13 protein-coding genes are annotated in these 16,865 nt (G+C 72.9%); 5 read left to right on the top strand and 8 right to left on the bottom strand.

The features are described from left to right. Position 1: 1 nt before the first annotated feature. Positions 2-1,318 carry an extracellular solute-binding protein gene (locus ABEB12_RS18245; RefSeq protein WP_185059224.1) on the bottom strand — a complete coding sequence of 439 codons (1,317 nt, stop codon included), beginning with the start codon at positions 1,316-1,318 and terminating at the stop codon, positions 2-4. A gap of 61 nt (positions 1,319-1,379) precedes the next feature. Between ABEB12_RS18245 and ABEB12_RS18240 the strand changes: the two genes are divergently transcribed. The 3 genes from ABEB12_RS18240 to ABEB12_RS18230 all read left to right on the top strand — a co-directional run bounded on the left by ABEB12_RS18240 (position 1,380) and on the right by ABEB12_RS18230 (position 5,373). Beyond that, a complete protein-coding gene (locus ABEB12_RS18240) occupies positions 1,380-2,513 on the top strand; it encodes an ROK family protein (RefSeq protein ID WP_185059225.1) in 1,134 nt (377 codons plus the stop codon). A gap of 878 nt (positions 2,514-3,391) precedes the next feature. After that, positions 3,392-4,606 (top strand): CoA transferase, encoded by a 1,215-nt coding sequence (locus tag ABEB12_RS18235; protein ID WP_185059226.1) that lies wholly within the window; start codon positions 3,392-3,394, stop codon positions 4,604-4,606. After that, on the top strand, positions 4,603-5,373 hold the full coding sequence (locus ABEB12_RS18230; RefSeq protein ID WP_185059227.1) for an enoyl-CoA hydratase: 771 nt from the start codon (positions 4,603-4,605) through the stop codon (positions 5,371-5,373). Before ABEB12_RS18235 ends, ABEB12_RS18230 begins: the two co-directional genes overlap by 4 nt. A gap of 4 nt (positions 5,374-5,377) precedes the next feature. Here ABEB12_RS18230 and ABEB12_RS18225 read toward each other — a convergent pair whose 3' ends face one another. The 4 genes from ABEB12_RS18225 to ABEB12_RS18210 all read right to left on the bottom strand — a co-directional run bounded on the left by ABEB12_RS18225 (position 5,378) and on the right by ABEB12_RS18210 (position 12,450). Beyond that, positions 5,378-6,751: an alpha/beta hydrolase-fold protein gene (locus tag ABEB12_RS18225; RefSeq protein WP_185059228.1), complete on the bottom strand. Its 1,374-nt coding sequence runs from the start codon at positions 6,749-6,751 to the stop codon at positions 5,378-5,380. After that, the gene (locus ABEB12_RS18220) at positions 6,748-8,328 is read right to left on the bottom strand and encodes an FGGY family carbohydrate kinase (protein ID WP_185059229.1); all 1,581 of its coding nucleotides are present in this window, start codon (positions 8,326-8,328) and stop codon (positions 6,748-6,750) included. Before ABEB12_RS18220 ends, ABEB12_RS18225 begins: the two co-directional genes overlap by 4 nt. A gap of 82 nt (positions 8,329-8,410) precedes the next feature. After that, a complete protein-coding gene (locus ABEB12_RS18215; protein ID WP_185059230.1) occupies positions 8,411-10,378 on the bottom strand; it encodes a hydantoinase B/oxoprolinase family protein in 1,968 nt (655 codons plus the stop codon). Further along, positions 10,378-12,450, bottom strand: a complete 2,073-nt coding sequence (locus ABEB12_RS18210; protein ID WP_185059231.1) for a hydantoinase/oxoprolinase family protein — start codon at positions 12,448-12,450, stop codon at positions 10,378-10,380. The genes ABEB12_RS18215 and ABEB12_RS18210 overlap by 1 nt, the downstream gene beginning before the upstream one ends. A gap of 103 nt (positions 12,451-12,553) precedes the next feature. Here ABEB12_RS18210 and ABEB12_RS18205 point away from each other — a divergent pair, with 103 nt between their 5' ends. Continuing rightward, positions 12,554-13,771, top strand: coding sequence for a helix-turn-helix domain-containing protein (locus ABEB12_RS18205; RefSeq protein WP_185059232.1), 1,218 nt, complete (start codon positions 12,554-12,556; stop codon positions 13,769-13,771). A gap of 35 nt (positions 13,772-13,806) precedes the next feature. Here ABEB12_RS18205 and ABEB12_RS18200 read toward each other — a convergent pair whose 3' ends face one another. From ABEB12_RS18200 to ABEB12_RS18190, 3 genes are read right to left on the bottom strand one after another with little or no spacing between them, the layout of a single operon-like run. After that, entirely contained in the window at positions 13,807-14,106 is a 300-nt protein-coding gene (locus ABEB12_RS18200; RefSeq protein ID WP_185059233.1) for a ribbon-helix-helix protein, CopG family, read from the bottom strand. Continuing rightward, entirely contained in the window at positions 14,103-14,345 is a 243-nt protein-coding gene (locus ABEB12_RS18195; RefSeq protein WP_185059234.1) for a hypothetical protein, read from the bottom strand. The genes ABEB12_RS18200 and ABEB12_RS18195 overlap by 4 nt, the downstream gene beginning before the upstream one ends. A 44-nt stretch (positions 14,346-14,389) precedes the next feature. Then, positions 14,390-15,694, bottom strand: a complete 1,305-nt coding sequence (locus ABEB12_RS18190; RefSeq protein ID WP_345702911.1) for an MFS transporter — start codon at positions 15,692-15,694, stop codon at positions 14,390-14,392. 205 nt (positions 15,695-15,899) lie between these two features. Between ABEB12_RS18190 and ABEB12_RS18185 the strand changes: the two genes are divergently transcribed. Beyond that, on the top strand, positions 15,900-16,844 hold the full coding sequence (locus ABEB12_RS18185) for an SIS domain-containing protein (protein ID WP_185059236.1): 945 nt from the start codon (positions 15,900-15,902) through the stop codon (positions 16,842-16,844). The last annotated feature ends 21 nt before the right edge of the window (positions 16,845-16,865 follow it).

The following is a 16,865-nucleotide window of genomic DNA, read 5'->3' as shown; positions in this document are numbered from 1 at the left end:
CTCACCCGACCCGGCACAGGTCGGCGGCCGGGTCCGGGGACCAGCAGGGCACCTTCAGGTCGTCGAACAGCCCCTGCAGCACCCGGGCCTGCGCGTCCAGCGTGCGCCGGATGTCGGCGCCCTCCAGGATGATCGAGCGGAAGCTGTCCTTGAACGCCTTGCTGACCTCGCCCTCCCGGCTGCCCAGACCGACCGGGAGCAGGGAAAGGAGCGCGCCGGGCGCGGCCCGCTGCCGGGCCACCGCGGCGGCCTCCATGGCCAGTGCCGGGGGGAGATCACCCGGCAGCTCGGCTTTCACCACGGGGAAGAACCCGGTCGCGCGCATGGTGGCCAGCTGGGCGGCCGGCGTGGTCAGCGCCTCGATCACCTGGCCGGCCAGCCGGGGGTCGGTGCCGCCCCGGGGCAGCGCCAGCCCGGTCAGCACCGCCAGGTAGCCGAGGCCGCGCGGCCCGCGCGGGGCGGGCAGCATCCGCCAGCTCCGGGGTTCCCGGGACGGCGCGTCCACCAGCCGGGCCACGTGGTCCCAGCCGATCCACGCCTCGCCGGAGGCCAGCGGTTCCTGCATGAACTCGTAGCCGGTGCTGGCCTGGTTGCAGTTCGGCCAGAGCTCGCGCAGGTACTGCCAGGCCGCGACCGCCTCGGGGCCTCGGAACGTGGTGATCTGCCCGCCGGTGAACGAGGGCAGCAGGTAGCCCTGCAGGAACCGGTGCACCAACCCCTTCGCCCCGCAGGGCAGGCCGAGCACCGGGCGGCCCCCGTTGGCCCGGCGCGCGGCGATCGCCCAGTCCAACAGGCCGTCGTAGCTGAGGTTCTCCGGGTCCACGCCGGGGGGCAGCGCGGCCAGCGCCCGCTCGTGGGCGGCCATGATGAAGCTGGCCTGCACCCACGGCACGTACCAGGTCTGCCGGGTGCCGGACCGGGCCAGCGCGAGGAACTCCGGTGGGAAGCCGCGGTCGCCGAGCCCGGCCAGCAGCCCGTCCACCGGCTCCAGGAAGTCCGGGGCGAGCGGCGCGAGGTCGGAGTGTGAACCGCCGAGCAGGCCCATCTGGGTGCGCCCGGTGGCCGCCTGGCTGCGTACCTGGCTGGCGAACGGACCCTCCTCGATGGTCACGTAGCTGACCGGCGCACTGACCGCCTTGGCCAAAGCCGCGCGGAATTTCTCCGCCTCGGCGACCGGCCGGAACTGGGTGGAGAGCAGCACCATGCCGGCCCCGCCGGTGGTAGAAAATCCGACGCAGCCGCTGGTCAGTGCCCCGGCGCCGGCCGCAAGCGCAGCCACGCCGAGCCCGCGCAGCGCTTGCCGGCGAGACAGCGTCATCGGGTCCCCTCTAGACTTCTGTCAGCTCGCTGAACATAAGTCCGGGAGGAGGTGGTTGTCAATGAGTACCGCCGGTGAGGTGCTGGCCGCGCTGCGCGCCGACGGGCCGCTCACCCGCGAGGAGCTGCGGGTCCGGGTCGGGCTGTCCCGGGTGACCCTGGTGGAGCGGCTGGACGCGCTGCACCGGTTGGGCCTGGTCCGCGCGGCCGGGTACCGCGAGTCCAGCGGCGGCCGCCGGGCCGAGCTGCTCGCGGTGAACGACATCGGCCGCACCGCACTGGTCGCCGACGTCGGCCAGCGGCACACCACGCTGGCCGTGGTCGACCTGGCCGGGACCGTGCTGGCCCAGGCGCACACCGACCTGCCGGACGGCCACCATCCCGACCGCACCCTGCCGGCCCTGCTCGCCGCCGGCCGCCGGCTGCTGGCCGAGACCGGCCGGGAGTCCACGCTGTCCGCGGTCGGCCTGAGCGTCCCGGGCCAGATCGACCACCGGGCCGGCGTGACGCACGCCCCGCCGACCATGCCGGACTGGGGCGGAGTCCCCCTGCGAACGCCGTTCGCGTCGCTGGAGGTGCCGGTACTGCTGGAGAACGACGCCAACGCCCTGGCCTTCGGCGCGTACCGGGGCCTCGGCAACCCGGCCGGTGCGCTGGTCGGGGTGAAGGTGGGAACGGGCATCGGCGCCGGAGTGGTGATCTCCGGCGCGGTGCACCGGGGCGAGACCGGCTGCGCCGGGGAGATCGGGCACATCCGGGTGGAGGGCCGCGACGAGCGCTGCGACTGCGGCCGCCGGGGCTGCGTGGCCGCCCTGGCCAGCGGGCGGGCCGTGGTCCGCGAGCTGCGCGCGCACGGGGTCCGCTCGGCCGCCGAGGCGCTGGGCCGGGTGCGGGCGGGCGACCCGGACGCGGTGCGGGTGACGTCGGCGGCCGGGCGGTTGGTCGGGTCCGTGCTGGCCACCGTGGTGACCATCGTGAACCCCCGTCACATCCGGGTGGGCGGCGCCTTCGGCGTGCTGCCACCCTTCCTGTCCGGGCTGCGCGAGACCGTGCTGGCCGGAGCGCACACCCACGCACTGGACGGCCTGTCGGTCGAAGCCTGCCCCCCGGCGGAGAACACCACCCTGCTCGGCATCGCCGCCCTGGCCGCCGACGAGCACTTCGCCCCGTCCACCGTGGACCGCCTAGTGCGGTGACCACGCGCGTTGCCGAGGACCCGGTGAACGCTCGTGCTCACCGCACTGGCGGCCGCCCTACCGCGCCCCCCGTCTGGCACCCCCCGGGAGTTCCCTCTTTAGCTCCCCCAGCACCCAGGCCCGCGCTCCCACTCACTTTGCTCTGCGTCAAGAAATGCGACATCCAGCGGCCGTTGCCTTCCGAACGCGGGGCGTGGTCGCGCGTGCGGGTTCCCGGGTTCGCTTTCATCGAGTGGCAGCGCAGTCCCCCAATCCATGACCAGAAGGTGACTGTGCCGCCACTCGGCGAGCATCCCCGGGTTGAGCGTCACCCTGCGTGACGGTCACGTGACGAGTGAGGCGGAGGTGACAGTAAGGCCGCATAGCTGGGCTGCTCCGTTCGCCGAGTGCAAGCTGAGTCCGATCTGATCACGCTGTCCACCGGACTGAGCTTGCCTTCGATGACGCGCCGCGACTACACGCGGTAAACAAACCCGAACGGGCGCGGCCCGCGGCCGCGAATCCGCTGCATCCGCGAACCGCTCCGGCCGCGAACCGCCGGCAATCGCGGAACCGCCGGCAATCGCGGAACCGCCGGCAGTCGCGGAACCGCCGGCAGTCGCGGAACCGCCGGCAGCCTCGGCACCGCCGCGACGGCAGAACCGCCCCGCGCGGCAGAACCGCGCCGCGCGGCCCCAGATCGCGGAGTACGGGGGACGCGCCTTCCCCAGCCGTCGTCCGGCCCACCCGAAAGATCCACTAAGAAACGATTCAGTACACCGAATGTTGCGTTTTCCAACGCAGAGCAAAGGTGGGTGTGCGCGTCCGGGAGCACTCGGGAGAGAGCGACGATTGCGGGAGGGCCGCGGGAAACAGTTTGAATACGTACCATCACGAACATGATGCCTGCACCGTTGGCCGGCCTGACCGTGCTGGAGATCGGGCAGTACATGGCCGCCCCGTTCGCCGCCATGCAGCTGGCCGACCTGGGCGCGAGGGTGATCAAGATCGAGCATCCCGGGGTGCCGGAGGCCATGCGGATGGCCGGGCCGTTCCTGGAGGGTGAGGACGGCGAGCGGCACAGCTCCCCGTTCGTCCGGCTGAACCGGAACAAGGAGTCGATCCGGCTGGACCTCAAGTCCGAGGCCGGCCGGCGCGCCCTGCTGCGCCTGGCCGAGACGGCGGACGTGCTGGTGGAGAACCTGCGCCCGGGCGCGTTGCGCGCGATCGGCCTCGGCCCGGACGAGGTGCGCGCGGTGAACCCCGGCCTGGTGTATGCCTCGGTGTCCGGGTTCGGCCAGGACGGCCCGCTGGCCGGGTTGCCCGGGCTGGACATCATGGCCCAGGCCCGGGGCGGCCTGATGAGCATCACCGGCCAGCCGGACGGGGACCCGGTGAAGGTGGGCGTGCCGATCTGCGACCTGGTCAGCGGCCTGTACACGGCCATGGCGGTGCTCGCCGCGCTGCGACACCGGGACGCCGACCCCCAGCGAGGCGGCCAGTTCGTGGACGTGTCGCTGCTCGAGGCCGGGGTGTCCCTGGCGGTGTGGGAGGCCGGCCGGTACTTCGCCACCGGCGAGCTGCCCCGCCCGCTCGGCTCGGCGCACCAGGCGCAGGCGCCGTACCAGGCCCTGCGCTGCTCGGACGGCTGGGCCACCATCGGCGCGGTGACCGACAAGAGCTGGGCCGCCACCTGCGGGGTGCTCGGACTGCCGGAGACCATCCGGGACGATCCGCGCTACGCCGGCGCCAGCGGCCGCCACCAGCACCGCGAGGAGCTGATTCCGGTGCTCGAGGCGGTCACGGAGAAGTGGACCCAGGACGAGCTGGTGGCCGCGCTGCGCGCCGAGTCGGTGCCGTGCGCGCCGATCAACGACTACGCGCAGGTGTTCACCGACGATCACCTGTCCCAGCGGGAGTTCTTCTGGGACGCCCCGCACCCGGTGCTCGGTGAGGTCCGCCAGCTCGGCTCGCCGATGCGGCTGTCCGGGACGCCGACCCGGCGCGACGGGGCCGGGCCGCTGCCCGGCGCGCACACCCGTGAGGTGCTGCGCGCGGCCGGTTACCCGGACACCGAGATCGACGCGATGATCCGAGCAGGGGAGGCGGGATGAGTTTTCTGCAGGTCGAACAGTCCGGGCAGGTGTTGACCGTGACGGTCAACCGGCCGGCCGCGCGGAACGCGATGAGCTTCGGCATGTACGAGGGCCTGTACAACGCCTGCGAGCGGGCCGACGCGGACCCGGACATCCGGGTGATGGTGCTGCGCGGCGCCGGGGGGAAGGCGTTCATCTCCGGCACCGACATCGCCCAGTTCGCCGGGCTCGACGGCGCCGACGGGGTGGCCTACGAACAGCGCATCGGCCGGGTGATCCGCCGGCTGGAGGACGTCACGGTGCCCACCGTGGCCGCGGTGGAGGGCTACTGCTTCGGCGGCGGCCTGGCCATCGCCGCCGTGTGCGACCTGCGCATCGCCACCGAGTCGGCCAAGTTCGGCATCCCCACCGCGCGCACCCTGGGCAACTGCCTTTCCATGGACACCTACGCGCTGCTGGTCGGCCACCTCGGCCCGGCGCGCACCCTGGACCTGCTGCTGCGCGCCCGGGTCTACACCGGCGCGGAGGCGCACGCGGCGGGCTTCGTCGCCGAGCTGGTCGGGGCCGACCGGGCGCTCGACGACGTGCTCGCCGAGACGGTGGACACGCTGCTGGGGCACGCCCCGCTGACCATGTGGGCCACCAAGGTCGCCGTCGCCCGGCTCCGCCGGGCGAACCTGCCGGACGGTGACGACCTGGTCACCAGGGTCTACGGCAGCGCCGACTTCGCCGCCGGCGTGCGCGCCTTCGGCACCGGCCAGCGCGCCGACTGGACCGGCAAGTAACCCGTTAGCGGGCCGCCGCCCGTCGGTGGTGCTTGACCGGCTTGGCCGGCGCCGCCTCGGCCCGGGCGGTGGGTGGCGGTTCGGTCGGCGGGGTGAGGCCCTGACGGCCGGCCAGCCAGGGCAGCGTGCCGCGCAGCGCCTCGGCGGCCATCACCCAGGAGTGTCCGCCCGGCACGGCGCGGGTGTGCAGCACCATGGCGCTGCCGCGCGCCGTGTCGGCGATCTGCCGCGCCGTCGCCAGGTCGCCCCGGTCGGCGGTGCCGGCGGCCAGGACGCCGGCGGATCCGGGAAACGCGGCGGTGCGCAGCAGGTCCAGCGGGTTCACCGCGTGGAACCGCGCCGCGTCCCCGCCGAACGCCGCGCGCACCGTTTCGGCCCGGCTGCCCAGCGACGGCTCCGCCTGTCCGGAGATGTCCAGGAACGTGGGGAACAGCGCGGGCGCGCGCACCGCCAGCTGCAGCGCGCAGGTGCCGCCGTAGGAGAAGCCGCCCACCGCCCAGCGCCGCGTGTCCGGGTCGACCTGCAGGTTGCCCCGGACCCAGTCCGGCACGTCCTTGGTCAGGTAGGTCTCGGCGTTGCCGAGGGGGCTGTCCAGGCACAGCGGGTTGGCGAACGCGGAGCCGGTGCCGTCCGGGACCACCACGATCGGCGCCAGTCCGCCGTTGGCCGCCGCGAAGGCGTCCATCGTGCGGGGCACCGCGCCGGCCAGGAACCAGTCCCTGGGGCTGCCCGGCTGGCCGGAGATCAGTACCAGCACGGGCAGCAGCGGGCGCGGTTCGGCCCGGTACGCGGGCGGCAGGTAGACCAGCGCCGGCCGGGCGCGGAACCCGGACCGGGTACCCGGGATGTCCACCTGGGTCACCTCACCGGCGGCGGGCGGGCCGGCCGGCGGGTGCCAGGACCGGTCCAGCGGCTCGGACTGGTCGCGCGCGGCGGCCGGCCGGCTGCCGGCCACGTCGGCGAAGGCGGTGTCGTCGTCCACCGCTCCGCCGATGGCCGCGCCGAGCGTGGGCCGGTAGCCGTAGAACGCGTTGATCTGCGCCGCGCTGGTGAGCAGCACCAACAGCAGCGCCGGCACGGCCGCCACCCGCCGCCACCGGCCTCCGGCCAGCGCGTTCGCCCCGGCCAGCGCGACGCCCAGCAATCCCAGACACGCCCACGCCAGCACCGGCAGCGGCAGCGCGTCCGGGAACGGGTTCCACAGCCAGAGGCCGAGGTACGCCGCCGCCGTCAACGCGGCCGCGCCGCCCAGGGTCACCGGCACCGCCCGCCGCCACCAGCGGCCCGACCGGCGGGCCAGCAGGTAACCCAGCGCGAGCGCCGCGGCCACCGTGAGCAGCGCCGGCACCACGCCGGTGATGATGTTCAGCTGGCTCATGGGCGCTGGCTCCGGAACGTGGGTGCCAGTGCCGTCCACAGGCCGGCATGCGCGTCGGCCAGCCGCGCGTAGTGTTCGCGGGCCGGGCCGGGCGCGCACACCGTGACCTGCCCGGCGCCGGTCGGCCGGGCGTCGGCGAGCCCGGCGTCCGAGAGCCCGGCGTCCGAGAGCCCGGCGGCCGAGAGCCCGGCGCCCGAGTGCGCGGCGCCGGCCAACGGCGGCGGGACCGGTTCGCCGAGCGCCGAGGCCGCGGCCCGGTGCGCGCCGCGCAAGCCGGCCTCGGCGGCGTGCGCGTCCGGAACCGGGCACACCGGGCAGTCCAGCACGTCCGCGATGATCTGCTGGAAGACCGGGGAACGAGCCGCGCCGCCGGACAGCGGTATCGGCCCGTTCCGGGCCGGCAACCGGGGTGCGAGCAGCGCCAGGACGTGCCGCAGCGAGTACGCGACGCCTTCCATGGCGGCCCGGTAGAGCTGGGCGGCGGTGGTGGTGGCGCGCAGCCCGACCACCGCGCCGGTGGCGTCCGGGTCACGCACGGGGGAGCGCTCGCCGACCAGGCTGGGCAGCATGAGCAGACCGGTCGGGCCGGCGTCGGCGGCGGCCCGGTCGGCGGCCGCGTGGTCGGCCCCCGGCAGGTAGGTGCGCCGGGCCCAGTCCACCGTCGCGCCGGCGGAGAGCAGCGCACCGATCAACAGGGTCGAGCGGCCGTCCGCGCCGATCAGCTGGTGCAGCGCCGGGTCGGGCTCGCCCGGCCGCGAGGTGAGCGCGGCCACCCAGCCACTGGTGCCCAGCGAGATGTTGGTCGCCCCCGGTTCGGCGCCGACCAGCCCGTCGGTCACCGCGCCGGCGTCACCGGCCGCGTGGATCAGCGGCAACCCGGCCGGCAGCCCCAGTTCGCCGGCCGGCCCGGGCGCCAGCACGCCCACCGGTGAACCCGGGGCGACCAGTTCGGGCAGCGTGTCGGGGTCCAGGGAAAGCTCGTGCAGCATCGGGGACCACCAGTCCCGGGCGCGGATGTCCAGCAGTCCGGTGGTGGACGCGGTGGTCAGGTCCACCGCGGCCCGCCCGCCGGCCCGGTGCAGCAGGTAACCCGGCGCGCCCAGCAACAGCCGCCGGGCGCGGCGCGGGGTTTCCGGTTCGTGGCGGCGCAGCCAGAGCAGCTGGGCGGCGGTGCTCGCGGCGTCGCCGACGTTGCCGGCGGCCCGGTGCCAGTCCGCGCCGAACCGGGCGTCCAGCGCGCCCAGCTCGGCGACCGCGCGCTGGTCGGCGTAGAGCAACGCCGGCCGCACTGGTTCGCCGTCCGCGTCCAGCGGCACGCAGTCCTGCATCTGCCCGGTCACACAGAGCGCGTCCACCGAGCCACCGGCGGAAACGGCGGAAACGGCCTGCCGCACGGCGCCGACGAAACCGCGCCACCAGTCGTCCGGATGCTGCTCCACCCGCCCCGGCCCGGGATGCGCGGTGGTCAGCCCGGCGCTGCCGCCGCCGAGCACCCGCCCGTCGCCCGCGACGACCGCCGCCTTGACCGCCGTCGTCCCGGCGTCGACAACCAGCGCCGTAGGCGCTGGACTGAGCACGCGCCCAGTTAGGCGCGTGCGGGATATCGGCACCCCCACGCCCGAAGTATGCCCGCCCTCGCCGGAACGGGTTCTCAGGAAATCAGCGCTCCCAGTGGGCCTCGGAGCGGCGGTGCAGCAGATCGCGGTACTGGCGGGTGGTGTTCTCGTGCAGCTCGCCGGTGCCCCAGTCCACGATCACGCCGTACTGCCGGACCAGGTCCAGCATGTCCAGTTCCCCGGACCGGTACCGCGCGGCGACCTCGTGCGGATCGGTGCGCAGCCAGTCGGCGCGCTTGCCGGCGATGCACCGGCGGGTGCGCTCGGTGCCGATCACGTCCAGCTCGTACTGGTCCAGCTCGGGGTCGACCGGGTGGATCAGCACGCCGTAGTCGATCCGCGCGCGGTCGAGGGTGACGTACCCGTCGATCACGTCCTCCAGCACCGCCGCCGGGTCCCGGGTGAGCGGGTCGCCGAGCCCGCCGCCCCCGGCCGAGGGCCGGACGAACGCGTCGCCGGGCACCACCGGCACTCCTGAGAACGTGGCGCCGAGGAACTTCTCGTCCTCCGTGCCCCGGTTCATCCAGACCCCGTGCGGCACCGACGGCAGCCCGCCCAGGATGCCCCAGGTCACCGAGCGCGCCCGGTCGCAGCAGTAGGACATCACGGTGGCATGGCAGTCGGTGAGGGTGCCGCCCTTCTCCAGCCCGCAGCCGCCGCGCTGGCGACCAGGCCCGCCGGAGTCGGGCACGATGCGGTGCTCGCTGGTCAGCACCGGGGACAGCCGTTCCTGGCCCTCCACCGGCTGCACCGCCAACCCGGCGCCGAACAGCGGCGAGGTGGCCTCCGAGCCGTCCCGGTTGTGCCGGGCGCCCCAGCCGCCGGCCATCCAGTCGTACCACATGAAGTACGGCCGCTCGGGCGTGCGCGCGTCCTTCCCGCCGACCAGCAGGTACTCCAGGTTGAACGCGCAGGCCATGGCCCGCTCCGGCATCACCTCGGACCAGATCTCGAAGATGCCGTTCATCAGCTTCTCGTAGGGGCCGGAGCAGAACCCGGTGACCGCGTAGGGCCAGCCGGCGTTCACCACGGTGCCCTCTTCGCCGATCTCGGCGGTGACCACCCGGTAGAAGCCCGAGTTCAGCGGCACGTCCGGGAAGAAGGTCTTGGTGCCGGCGTACAGGGCGGAGTGCGTGGTGCCGTAGCCGGAGTTGAGGAAGGTGGCCACGGCCGGCGCGCTGCCGCGCAGGTCGTAGTGGATGCCGTCCCCGTCGATGGTCATCTTGATCTTGATCGGGATCAGGCCCTCCGGCCGCGCCGGGTCGGAGTCCAGGTAGTCCACGGTCTCCCAGACGCCCCGCGGCAGCTCGGTCAGCCGGTGGCGGACCAGCCGCTCCACGTAGCCCTGCGCCGCCTCCATGGCGGTGACCACGGTTTCCACCCCGTACCGGTCGACCAGGCGCAGGATCTCCCGCTCGCACACGGCGGTGGCCTCGGACTGGGCGTTCAGGTCGCCCATGCTGATGTACGGCGACCGGGTGTTGGAGACCAGCAGCTGCGCCACGTCGTGCAGCAGCTTCCCCCGGGAGAACACCCGGATCGGGGTGATCCGCAGGCCCTCCCCGAAGTGCTCCTTGGCGTTCACGTCGAACGACCCGGGCACGGTGCCGCCGATGTCCGCCCAGTGCCCCTTGTTCTGCGCGTACCCGATGATCCGCTCACCGACGAAGATCGGCCGGATGAAGCTCACGTCGTTGAAGTGGGTGCCGCCCCGGTACGGGTCGTTGATGGCGAACACGTCGCCGGGATGGATGTCGGAACCGAACTCCTCCAGCACCGCCTTGCACTGGAAGTGCAGCGTGCCCACGTGCACCGCGATGTCCGCGCTGCCCTGCATCACGGTGTTGCCCGCCGCGTCGCACAGCGCGGAGGAGAAGTCGCGGGCGTAGATGACGAACGAGTAGCAGGTCCGCATGATCTGCTCGCTCATCAGGTCCACCGCGGTCACGAAGGCGTTCTTCAGCACCTCGAAGGTGACCGCGTCCAGCTCTTCGGTCTCGGTCAGGGTCATCACGCGCCTCCGGAAAGGTGGATGCGGATGTTCAGCCACTCGTCCACCTCGGCGCGCGTGCCCGGCGGGACCAGGGTGGTGGAGTCGAGCTGTTCGATGATCGCCGGGCCGGAGAGGTGGGTTCCGGCCGGCAGCGACTCACGGGCGAACACCGGCGTTTCCACCCGGCCGAGGTCGTCGAAGTACACCGAACGCGAGCCGGCCCGTATCGGGCGTCCGTTGGAGACCAGGTCGCGCGCGGCAAACGCGGGCTTCGGCGTGCTGCCGATGGCGGTCAGGCCCAGCTGGTAGATCTCCACCGGGGTGTCGTCCCGGCGGAACGCGTACTCGCGCTCGTGCTGTTCGTGAAACAGCTGCACCGCCGCCGACAAGGCGTCCGGCCCGGAGCCGCAGCGCACGGTCAGCGACCGCCACTGCCCCAAGTAGCGCATGGAGACCAGGCGCTGCAGCTGGGCGTCGTCGGCGGCGATGCCCTCGTGCCGGAGCCGGGCGCCGGCCTCCGCCTCCAGCCCGGCGAACGCGGCCTCCAGCTCGTCGGTGTCCGCGCTGATGCTCGTTCCGCTGACGCTTCTCTCGGCCTCGCCGACCACCGCGCCGAACATCGCGGAGAGGTCGTGCCGGATGTCCACCAGCAGGCAGCCCAGCGCGGAGGTGACCCCGGGGTTGGGCGGCACGATCACCGTGGGGATGTTCAGCTCGCGGGCCACCTCGGCGCCGTGCAGCCCGCCCGCGCCGCCGAACGCGACCAGCGCGAACTCGCGCGGGTCGTAGCCCCGCCGGATGGAGATCAGCCGCACCGCGTCGGCCATGTTCGCGTTCGCCACCTGCAGGATCGCGCTGGCCGCCTGCTCCAGGCCGAGGCCCAGCGGACCGGCGATGTGCTCGTTGATGGCCCGTTCGGCCAGCTCCGGTTCCAGCCGCAGCGCGCCGCCGGCCAGCGAGGTGCCGAGCCGGTTGAGCAGCAGGTTGGCGTCCGAGTTGGTGGCCTGGGTGCCGCCGCTGCCGTAACAGGCCGGGCCGGGTTCGGCGCCGGCCGAGCCGGGGCCGTTGCGCAGCGAGCCGGCCTCGTCGAGGTGGGCGATGGACCCGCCGCCGGCGCCGATGGTGAGCACCTCGATGGACGGGAAGATGATCGGGTAGCCGAACTCGACCGACCACTCCTTGGTCACCCGCAGCTCGCCGTCGTGGATCAGCGAGATGTCCGTGCTGGTGCCGCCCATGTCCAGGCCGATGGCGTTGGCGAACCCGCACTGGCCGGCCACGTGCCGGGCGGCGATGGCGCCGGCCGCGATGCCGGAGGCGGCCAGCCGCACCGGGAACCGCTCGGCCATCCTGGGCGTCATGGACCCGCCGCCGGAGTGCAGCAGCAACAGGTCCCCGGCGTAGCCGCCGTCCTTCAGCTCCTTGGCCAGGCGGCCGACGTACCCGCTGACCAGCGGCGCGAGCACCGCGTTGGCCACGGTGGTGGCGAACCGGTCGTGTTCGAAGATCTCCGGCAGGATCTCCGCACTGGTGGACACGGTGGCCTCGGGCAGCTCCTCCTCGAGGATCTCCCGCATGCGGATCTCGTGGCCTGCGTTGGCGTAGGAGTTCACGAAACACACCGCGACGGTCTGCGCGCCCCGCTTGCGCAGCAGCGCGGCCACCCGGCGGGCCTCGTCCTCCTCCAGCGGGGTGACCACCTGGCCGGCGTAGTCCACCCGCTCGGTGACCTCGAACCGGTCCCGGCGGCGGATGTACGGCGGCGCCACATCCTTGTAGGCGTCCCACAGGTCGTCCTTGGTGCCGTCCCGGATCTCGATCACGTCCCGGAACCCGGCGGTGGTGACCATGGCGGCCGGCCGGAAGTTGCGGGTGATCAGCGCGTTCGTGGCCACCGTGGTGCCGTGCGAGAACAGCGAGATGTCGCGCAGGTCCAGCTCGGCCCGGGCCACCCCGTCCAGCACCGCGCGCATCGGGTCGCTCGGCGTGGACGGCACCTTGGTGACCCGTACGTCCCGGCTGGTCTCGTCGAATATGTAGACGTCGGTGAACGTCCCCCCGACGTCCACGGCAACTCGCTGCCTAGACACGGCAGACACTTTGGTCCATCCGGTGGCTCACGTCACTGTGAGATTTCCAAATATGATCTGATCTAGTTGTTGGTCCGGACAAATTCGTCCGCGGAGTGCAATCATGGATAACTCGACCGCGCTGGCCGACGAGGTGGAGCGGCTGCGGCGGACCGTCTGGCTGCAGAACGACCTGCTCGCCGCGCTGGCGGCGGAGAATCCGGTGAGCGCACTGGTCGGCCGGCTGGCCGCGCTCAGCAAGGGCTCCGCGGTGCTCTACGACACCACCGGTCGGGTGATCGCGGCCACCGGGCAGGGGCCGCTGCGGCTGATCTGGGACGAGCTGTCCGCGCGGGACAGCGGCCCGCAGCGGTTCTCGGTCGGGCGGTGGGCGGTGGTCACCCGGCGGTTCCTGCTGCGCGGCTCGGGCTTCCGGCTGGCCGTGGCCTGCCGGGACGCCACGCTGCTGGACACCATGGGGCCCGGCCTGCTGGCCACCGCCGAGCGGGTGCTCTCCGCCGCGAACGCGGTTCGCGCGCTGACCATGAGCCAGGAGCGCGCCGAGGCGGCCCGGCTGGTTTCCGCGCTGTACGCCGGGGTGTCCGCGTCCAGGGTCCGGCAGACCTGGGACCGGCTGCGCCCGTTCCGGTTCCGGGTGGGCGCGCCGCTGCGGGTGGTCACGGCCAGCCCGGTGGACGCGGCGCGCTGGTCCGGCCGGCGCGGCCCGGCCGACATGCTGCTGGAGGAGGCGCAGCTGGCCGAGGTCGGGCTGATCCTCTCCGAGGGGCACGACCCGGACGTGCTGGAGACGCCGCTGGTCGCGGTGCTGCCGGACGGCCCGGAGGCGGCCGCGCTGCTCGAGCCGCTGCGCCGCACCCACCTGGTCGGGGTGAGCGGGCCGTTCGCCGACCTGACGGTCAGCCAGAGCTACTTCGGCGAGGCGCTCACCGCGTGGCGGGTGGTGATCCGCCGGCGGGACCGGGGCGGGGCGCAGACTCTGGTCCGGCTGGACGAGGTGGACTTCGCCACCTGGCTGCTCACCCGCCGCGACGACGCGGCGCTGGCCGACCGGTACGACCGGCACTTCGGCGAGCTGGTCGGCTCCACCGACCTGGCCGAGACGGTGATCACCTACCTGGCCTGCGACCAGGACGTGAAGCTGGCCGCCGAGCACCTGATCGTGCACCCCAACACCGTCCGCTACCGCCTCCGCCGAGTAGAAGCGCTGATAGGCGCCCCCATAACCGCCGCCGCCACGGTCGCCAACCTCTACCTGGCCTTCCAAGACTCCATCCACGCCCGCCACCCCCACCCCGCCGATTCAGTCACTTCAGCAGGTTGATTCAGTCGGATCTGGCGACGCGGGCGCTACGACCGTTATGAGTTGGTGGATTCGAGGTACTGGATGAGGGCTTCGCGGGCGATCTCCGACGGAGTGCGGCCCTCGGCGTTCGCGCGTTCGTCCAGCAACCGCCGGGTCTGCTCGGGGACCCGGAACGACACCTGTGGCGAGTGCCGCGGTTCCTCGGACAGCGACGGCCGGCCCGGGCGCGCGTGCACGTCGGCAACGGCCCGCTCGACGTAGGCCGCGTCAACCCGTCGCCCGGCGCTGTCCCTGACCTCTTCCTCCTCGAGGTCGGCCTCCTCGTCGAGGACGTGGAAGGGCTGTTCCTTCACGGCTTCTTCCTCCTCAGGGCTGTGGGCATGACATGGATGACCAACAACATTTCGGGCAGCTCCAGGGCGATGATCTCGAGCTCAAGCCCGCGATCGTCTGGGCCAACCCACACGATGCGTGGATCCAGGTCGTCGGTTGCGGGGTGGCGAACGGGCGACACAGTATTGATCACATGAACAGCATGCGCTCGACCGATCTTGTGCTTCCGGGCGATTCGCGCGAACTTGATCGGACGCACCAGGTGATTGTGTCAGACAAAACTGACTGACACAATTCGGCGGTCTACCCGGGAGCGCCGGCTGGCGTCTTCGCGTGGCGGAGGGAGTCGCCGTAGGGGTCGGGGGAGAGGAAGGCGGTTACCACGGTGATGAGCGCCATGGCGGACATGTAGAGGGCGATCAGGTTGTAGCTGCCGGTGGCGTTCAGGAGCGCGGTGGCGATCACCGGGGCCAGGCCTCCGGCGAACACGCTGGCGCCCTGGGCGCCGATGGACGCCCCGCTGTAGCGCACCTCCGGCTCGAACAGCTCGGAGAAGTAGGCCGGTTGCGGCGCGTACACCGCGTTGGCGCCCAGGTTGATGCACAGCACGGTGACCAGGACGATCACCGCCAGGTTCCGGGTGTCCAGCGCCCAGAAGTACGGCCAGCTCATCACGGTCAGGAAGATCGAGCCGAACAGCACCACCGGCCGGCGGCCGAACTTGTCGCAGGCCCAGCCGAACGCCGGCAGGGTGAGCAGGCCGGCGAAGGACGCCAGGATCACCGCGAGCAGCAGGTCGTCGCGCTTCAAGCCGAGTATCGCGGTGCCGTAGGTGAGCACGAACGTGGTGTGGATGTAGAAGTTGCTGTTCTCGGCGAACCGCATGCCGGCGGCGCGCAGCACGTTCACCGGTTGGGTGCGCAGCACCTCGAGCACCGGTTGCCTCTTGATCCGGCCGGCCTCCTTGGCCGCCTGGAACACCGGCGACTCGCTCACCCGCATCCGGATGGCCAGGCCGACCCCGACCAGCACGATCGAGGCCAGGAACGGGATGCGCCAGCCCCAGGCCAGGAAGTCGGCCTCCGGCATGGTCCGCGACATGGCCAGCAGGGCCAGGTTGGCGGTGAGCATGCCGGCCGGCACGCCCATCTGCGGCCAGCTGCCGAAGAACCCGCGCCGGTGTGGCGGGGCGTGTTCCACCGCCATGACCGCGGCCGCGCCCCACTCGCCGCCCAGCCCGATGCCCTGGATGAAGCGCAGCACCACGAGCAGGACCGGGGCGGCGGCGCCGATGGTGGCGTAGGTGGGCAGCAGGCCGATGACGAAGGTGCCGCCGCCCATCAGCAGCACCGACAGCACCAGCATCGACTTGCGGCCGATCTTGTCGCCGAAGTGCGCGAACACCACGCCGCCGACCGGGCGGGCGACGAAGCCGACGCCGAAGGTGGACAGGGCGAGCAGCGTGCCGGTGAGCGGGCTGACGGTCGGGAAGAACAGCTTGCCGAAGACCAGCGCGGCGGCGGCGCCGTAGACGAAGAAGTCGTACCACTCGATGGACGTGCCGACCAGGGTGGCCAGCGCTACTTTGCGCGTGCTGTTCGGTGTCACGGGTGCGGGCGCAGCAGGATGCATCGTCGAATCCCCTCGCAAGTTCCGCTTAGCGGAAGCCTTGTTTCGTGCGATCCCCGCAGGGTACGGCCCTGCGGCCTAGATCAGTACCCCCTTCGAAATCGATTTCCAGGCCAATTTGCCCCGCCGATCGCGGCTAGGTGGATCTGGGCGCCGCCGGTCCGCCCGTTCTAGCGTCGGCTCCATGTCCGATTCGAAGATGTGGGCCACCATGCGCGGGCAGGCCGACGCGCTGGCCAATCTGATCGCCGAGCCCGGCCCGGTGGCGACGGTTGCCGAGCGGCTGGCCGGCCGGCGGGTGCTGGTGGTCGGCACCGGCACCAGCTGGCACGCCGCCGAGCAGGGCGCCTGGTTCCTGCGCCGCGCGGGCCTCGATGCCGCCGCCGCGCAGTCCGCCGACGTGGCCGGCGAGCCGTCCCTGCTCGACGGCATCCAGGTGCTGCTGGCCATGTCGCACACCGGCGGCAAGCGGTTCACCACCGAGGTGGCGGCCGGCGCGCGGGACGGCGGGCTGGACCTGGTGCGCATCGGCGGCACGGAGACCGACGCCGACCTGCGCACCGTGCCCAGGGAGACCTCCGCCGCCTACACCACCAGCCACACCGCCGCGCTGCTCCGACTGGCCCAGCTGGCCACCGCGCTCGGCGCCGACCTCGGCGACCTCGCGGAGATCCCCAAGCTGGTCGCCGCCGCCGTGGAGAAGCCATCGGGCGTTGAGCCGCCGCGGCGGCTGATCGAGCTCATCGGCGCCGGGGTGAACCAGTGGACCGCCGCCGAGGGTGCGCTGAAGATCCGCGAAGCGGCCTACGTGGCCAGCGAGGGGCTGTCCGTGGAGCAGTTCCGGCACGGTCCTTCGGTGGCCCTGGGCGCGGCCGACCACCTGGTCTGCCTGGACGGCGGCGGGCCGATGTCCGAGCGCATCCGGGCCATCGCCGACGCCGCGCGCCGGGCCGGCACGGCGGTCACCGAGGTCATCGCCGACACCCACGGCGAGCCGCTGTCCGTGTTCCCGCTGACCGTGGCGGTGCAGCGGATCGCGCTGGACGCGGCGGTGGCGCTGGGCACCAACCCGGACTCCTTCGGCCGGGACGTGCCGGGCCGCGAGCCGTGGAACGACGTGCCCCTGTGACGGTCGGGTAGCTTGCGCCGA

Origin of the sequence: Actinospineispora eucalypti, assembly GCF_039543365.1 — a bacterium.
GTDB classification, from domain to species: domain Bacteria; phylum Actinomycetota; class Actinomycetes; order Mycobacteriales; family Pseudonocardiaceae; genus Pseudonocardia; species Pseudonocardia eucalypti.
This window is presented reverse-complemented; position numbering and strand designations above follow the sequence as displayed.

Bases quoted from the DNA above. Each gene is read 5' to 3' on its own strand.
- ABEB12_RS18245 (WP_185059224.1), bottom strand. From the start codon at position 1,318: ATGACGCTGTCTCGCCGGCAAGCGCTGCGCGGGCTCGGCGTGGCTGCG.
- ABEB12_RS18240 (WP_185059225.1), top strand. From the start codon at position 1,380: ATGAGTACCGCCGGTGAGGTGCTGGCCGCGCTGCGCGCCGACGGGCCG.
- ABEB12_RS18235 (WP_185059226.1), top strand. From the start codon at position 3,392: ATGATGCCTGCACCGTTGGCCGGCCTGACCGTGCTGGAGATCGGGCAG.
- ABEB12_RS18230 (WP_185059227.1), top strand. From the start codon at position 4,603: ATGAGTTTTCTGCAGGTCGAACAGTCCGGGCAGGTGTTGACCGTGACG.
- ABEB12_RS18225 (WP_185059228.1), bottom strand. From the start codon at position 6,751: ATGAGCCAGCTGAACATCATCACCGGCGTGGTGCCGGCGCTGCTCACG.
- ABEB12_RS18215 (WP_185059230.1), bottom strand. From the start codon at position 10,378: ATGACCCTGACCGAGACCGAAGAGCTGGACGCGGTCACCTTCGAGGTG.
- ABEB12_RS18205 (WP_185059232.1), top strand. From the start codon at position 12,554: ATGGATAACTCGACCGCGCTGGCCGACGAGGTGGAGCGGCTGCGGCGG.
- ABEB12_RS18185 (WP_185059236.1), top strand. From the start codon at position 15,900: ATGTCCGATTCGAAGATGTGGGCCACCATGCGCGGGCAGGCCGACGCG.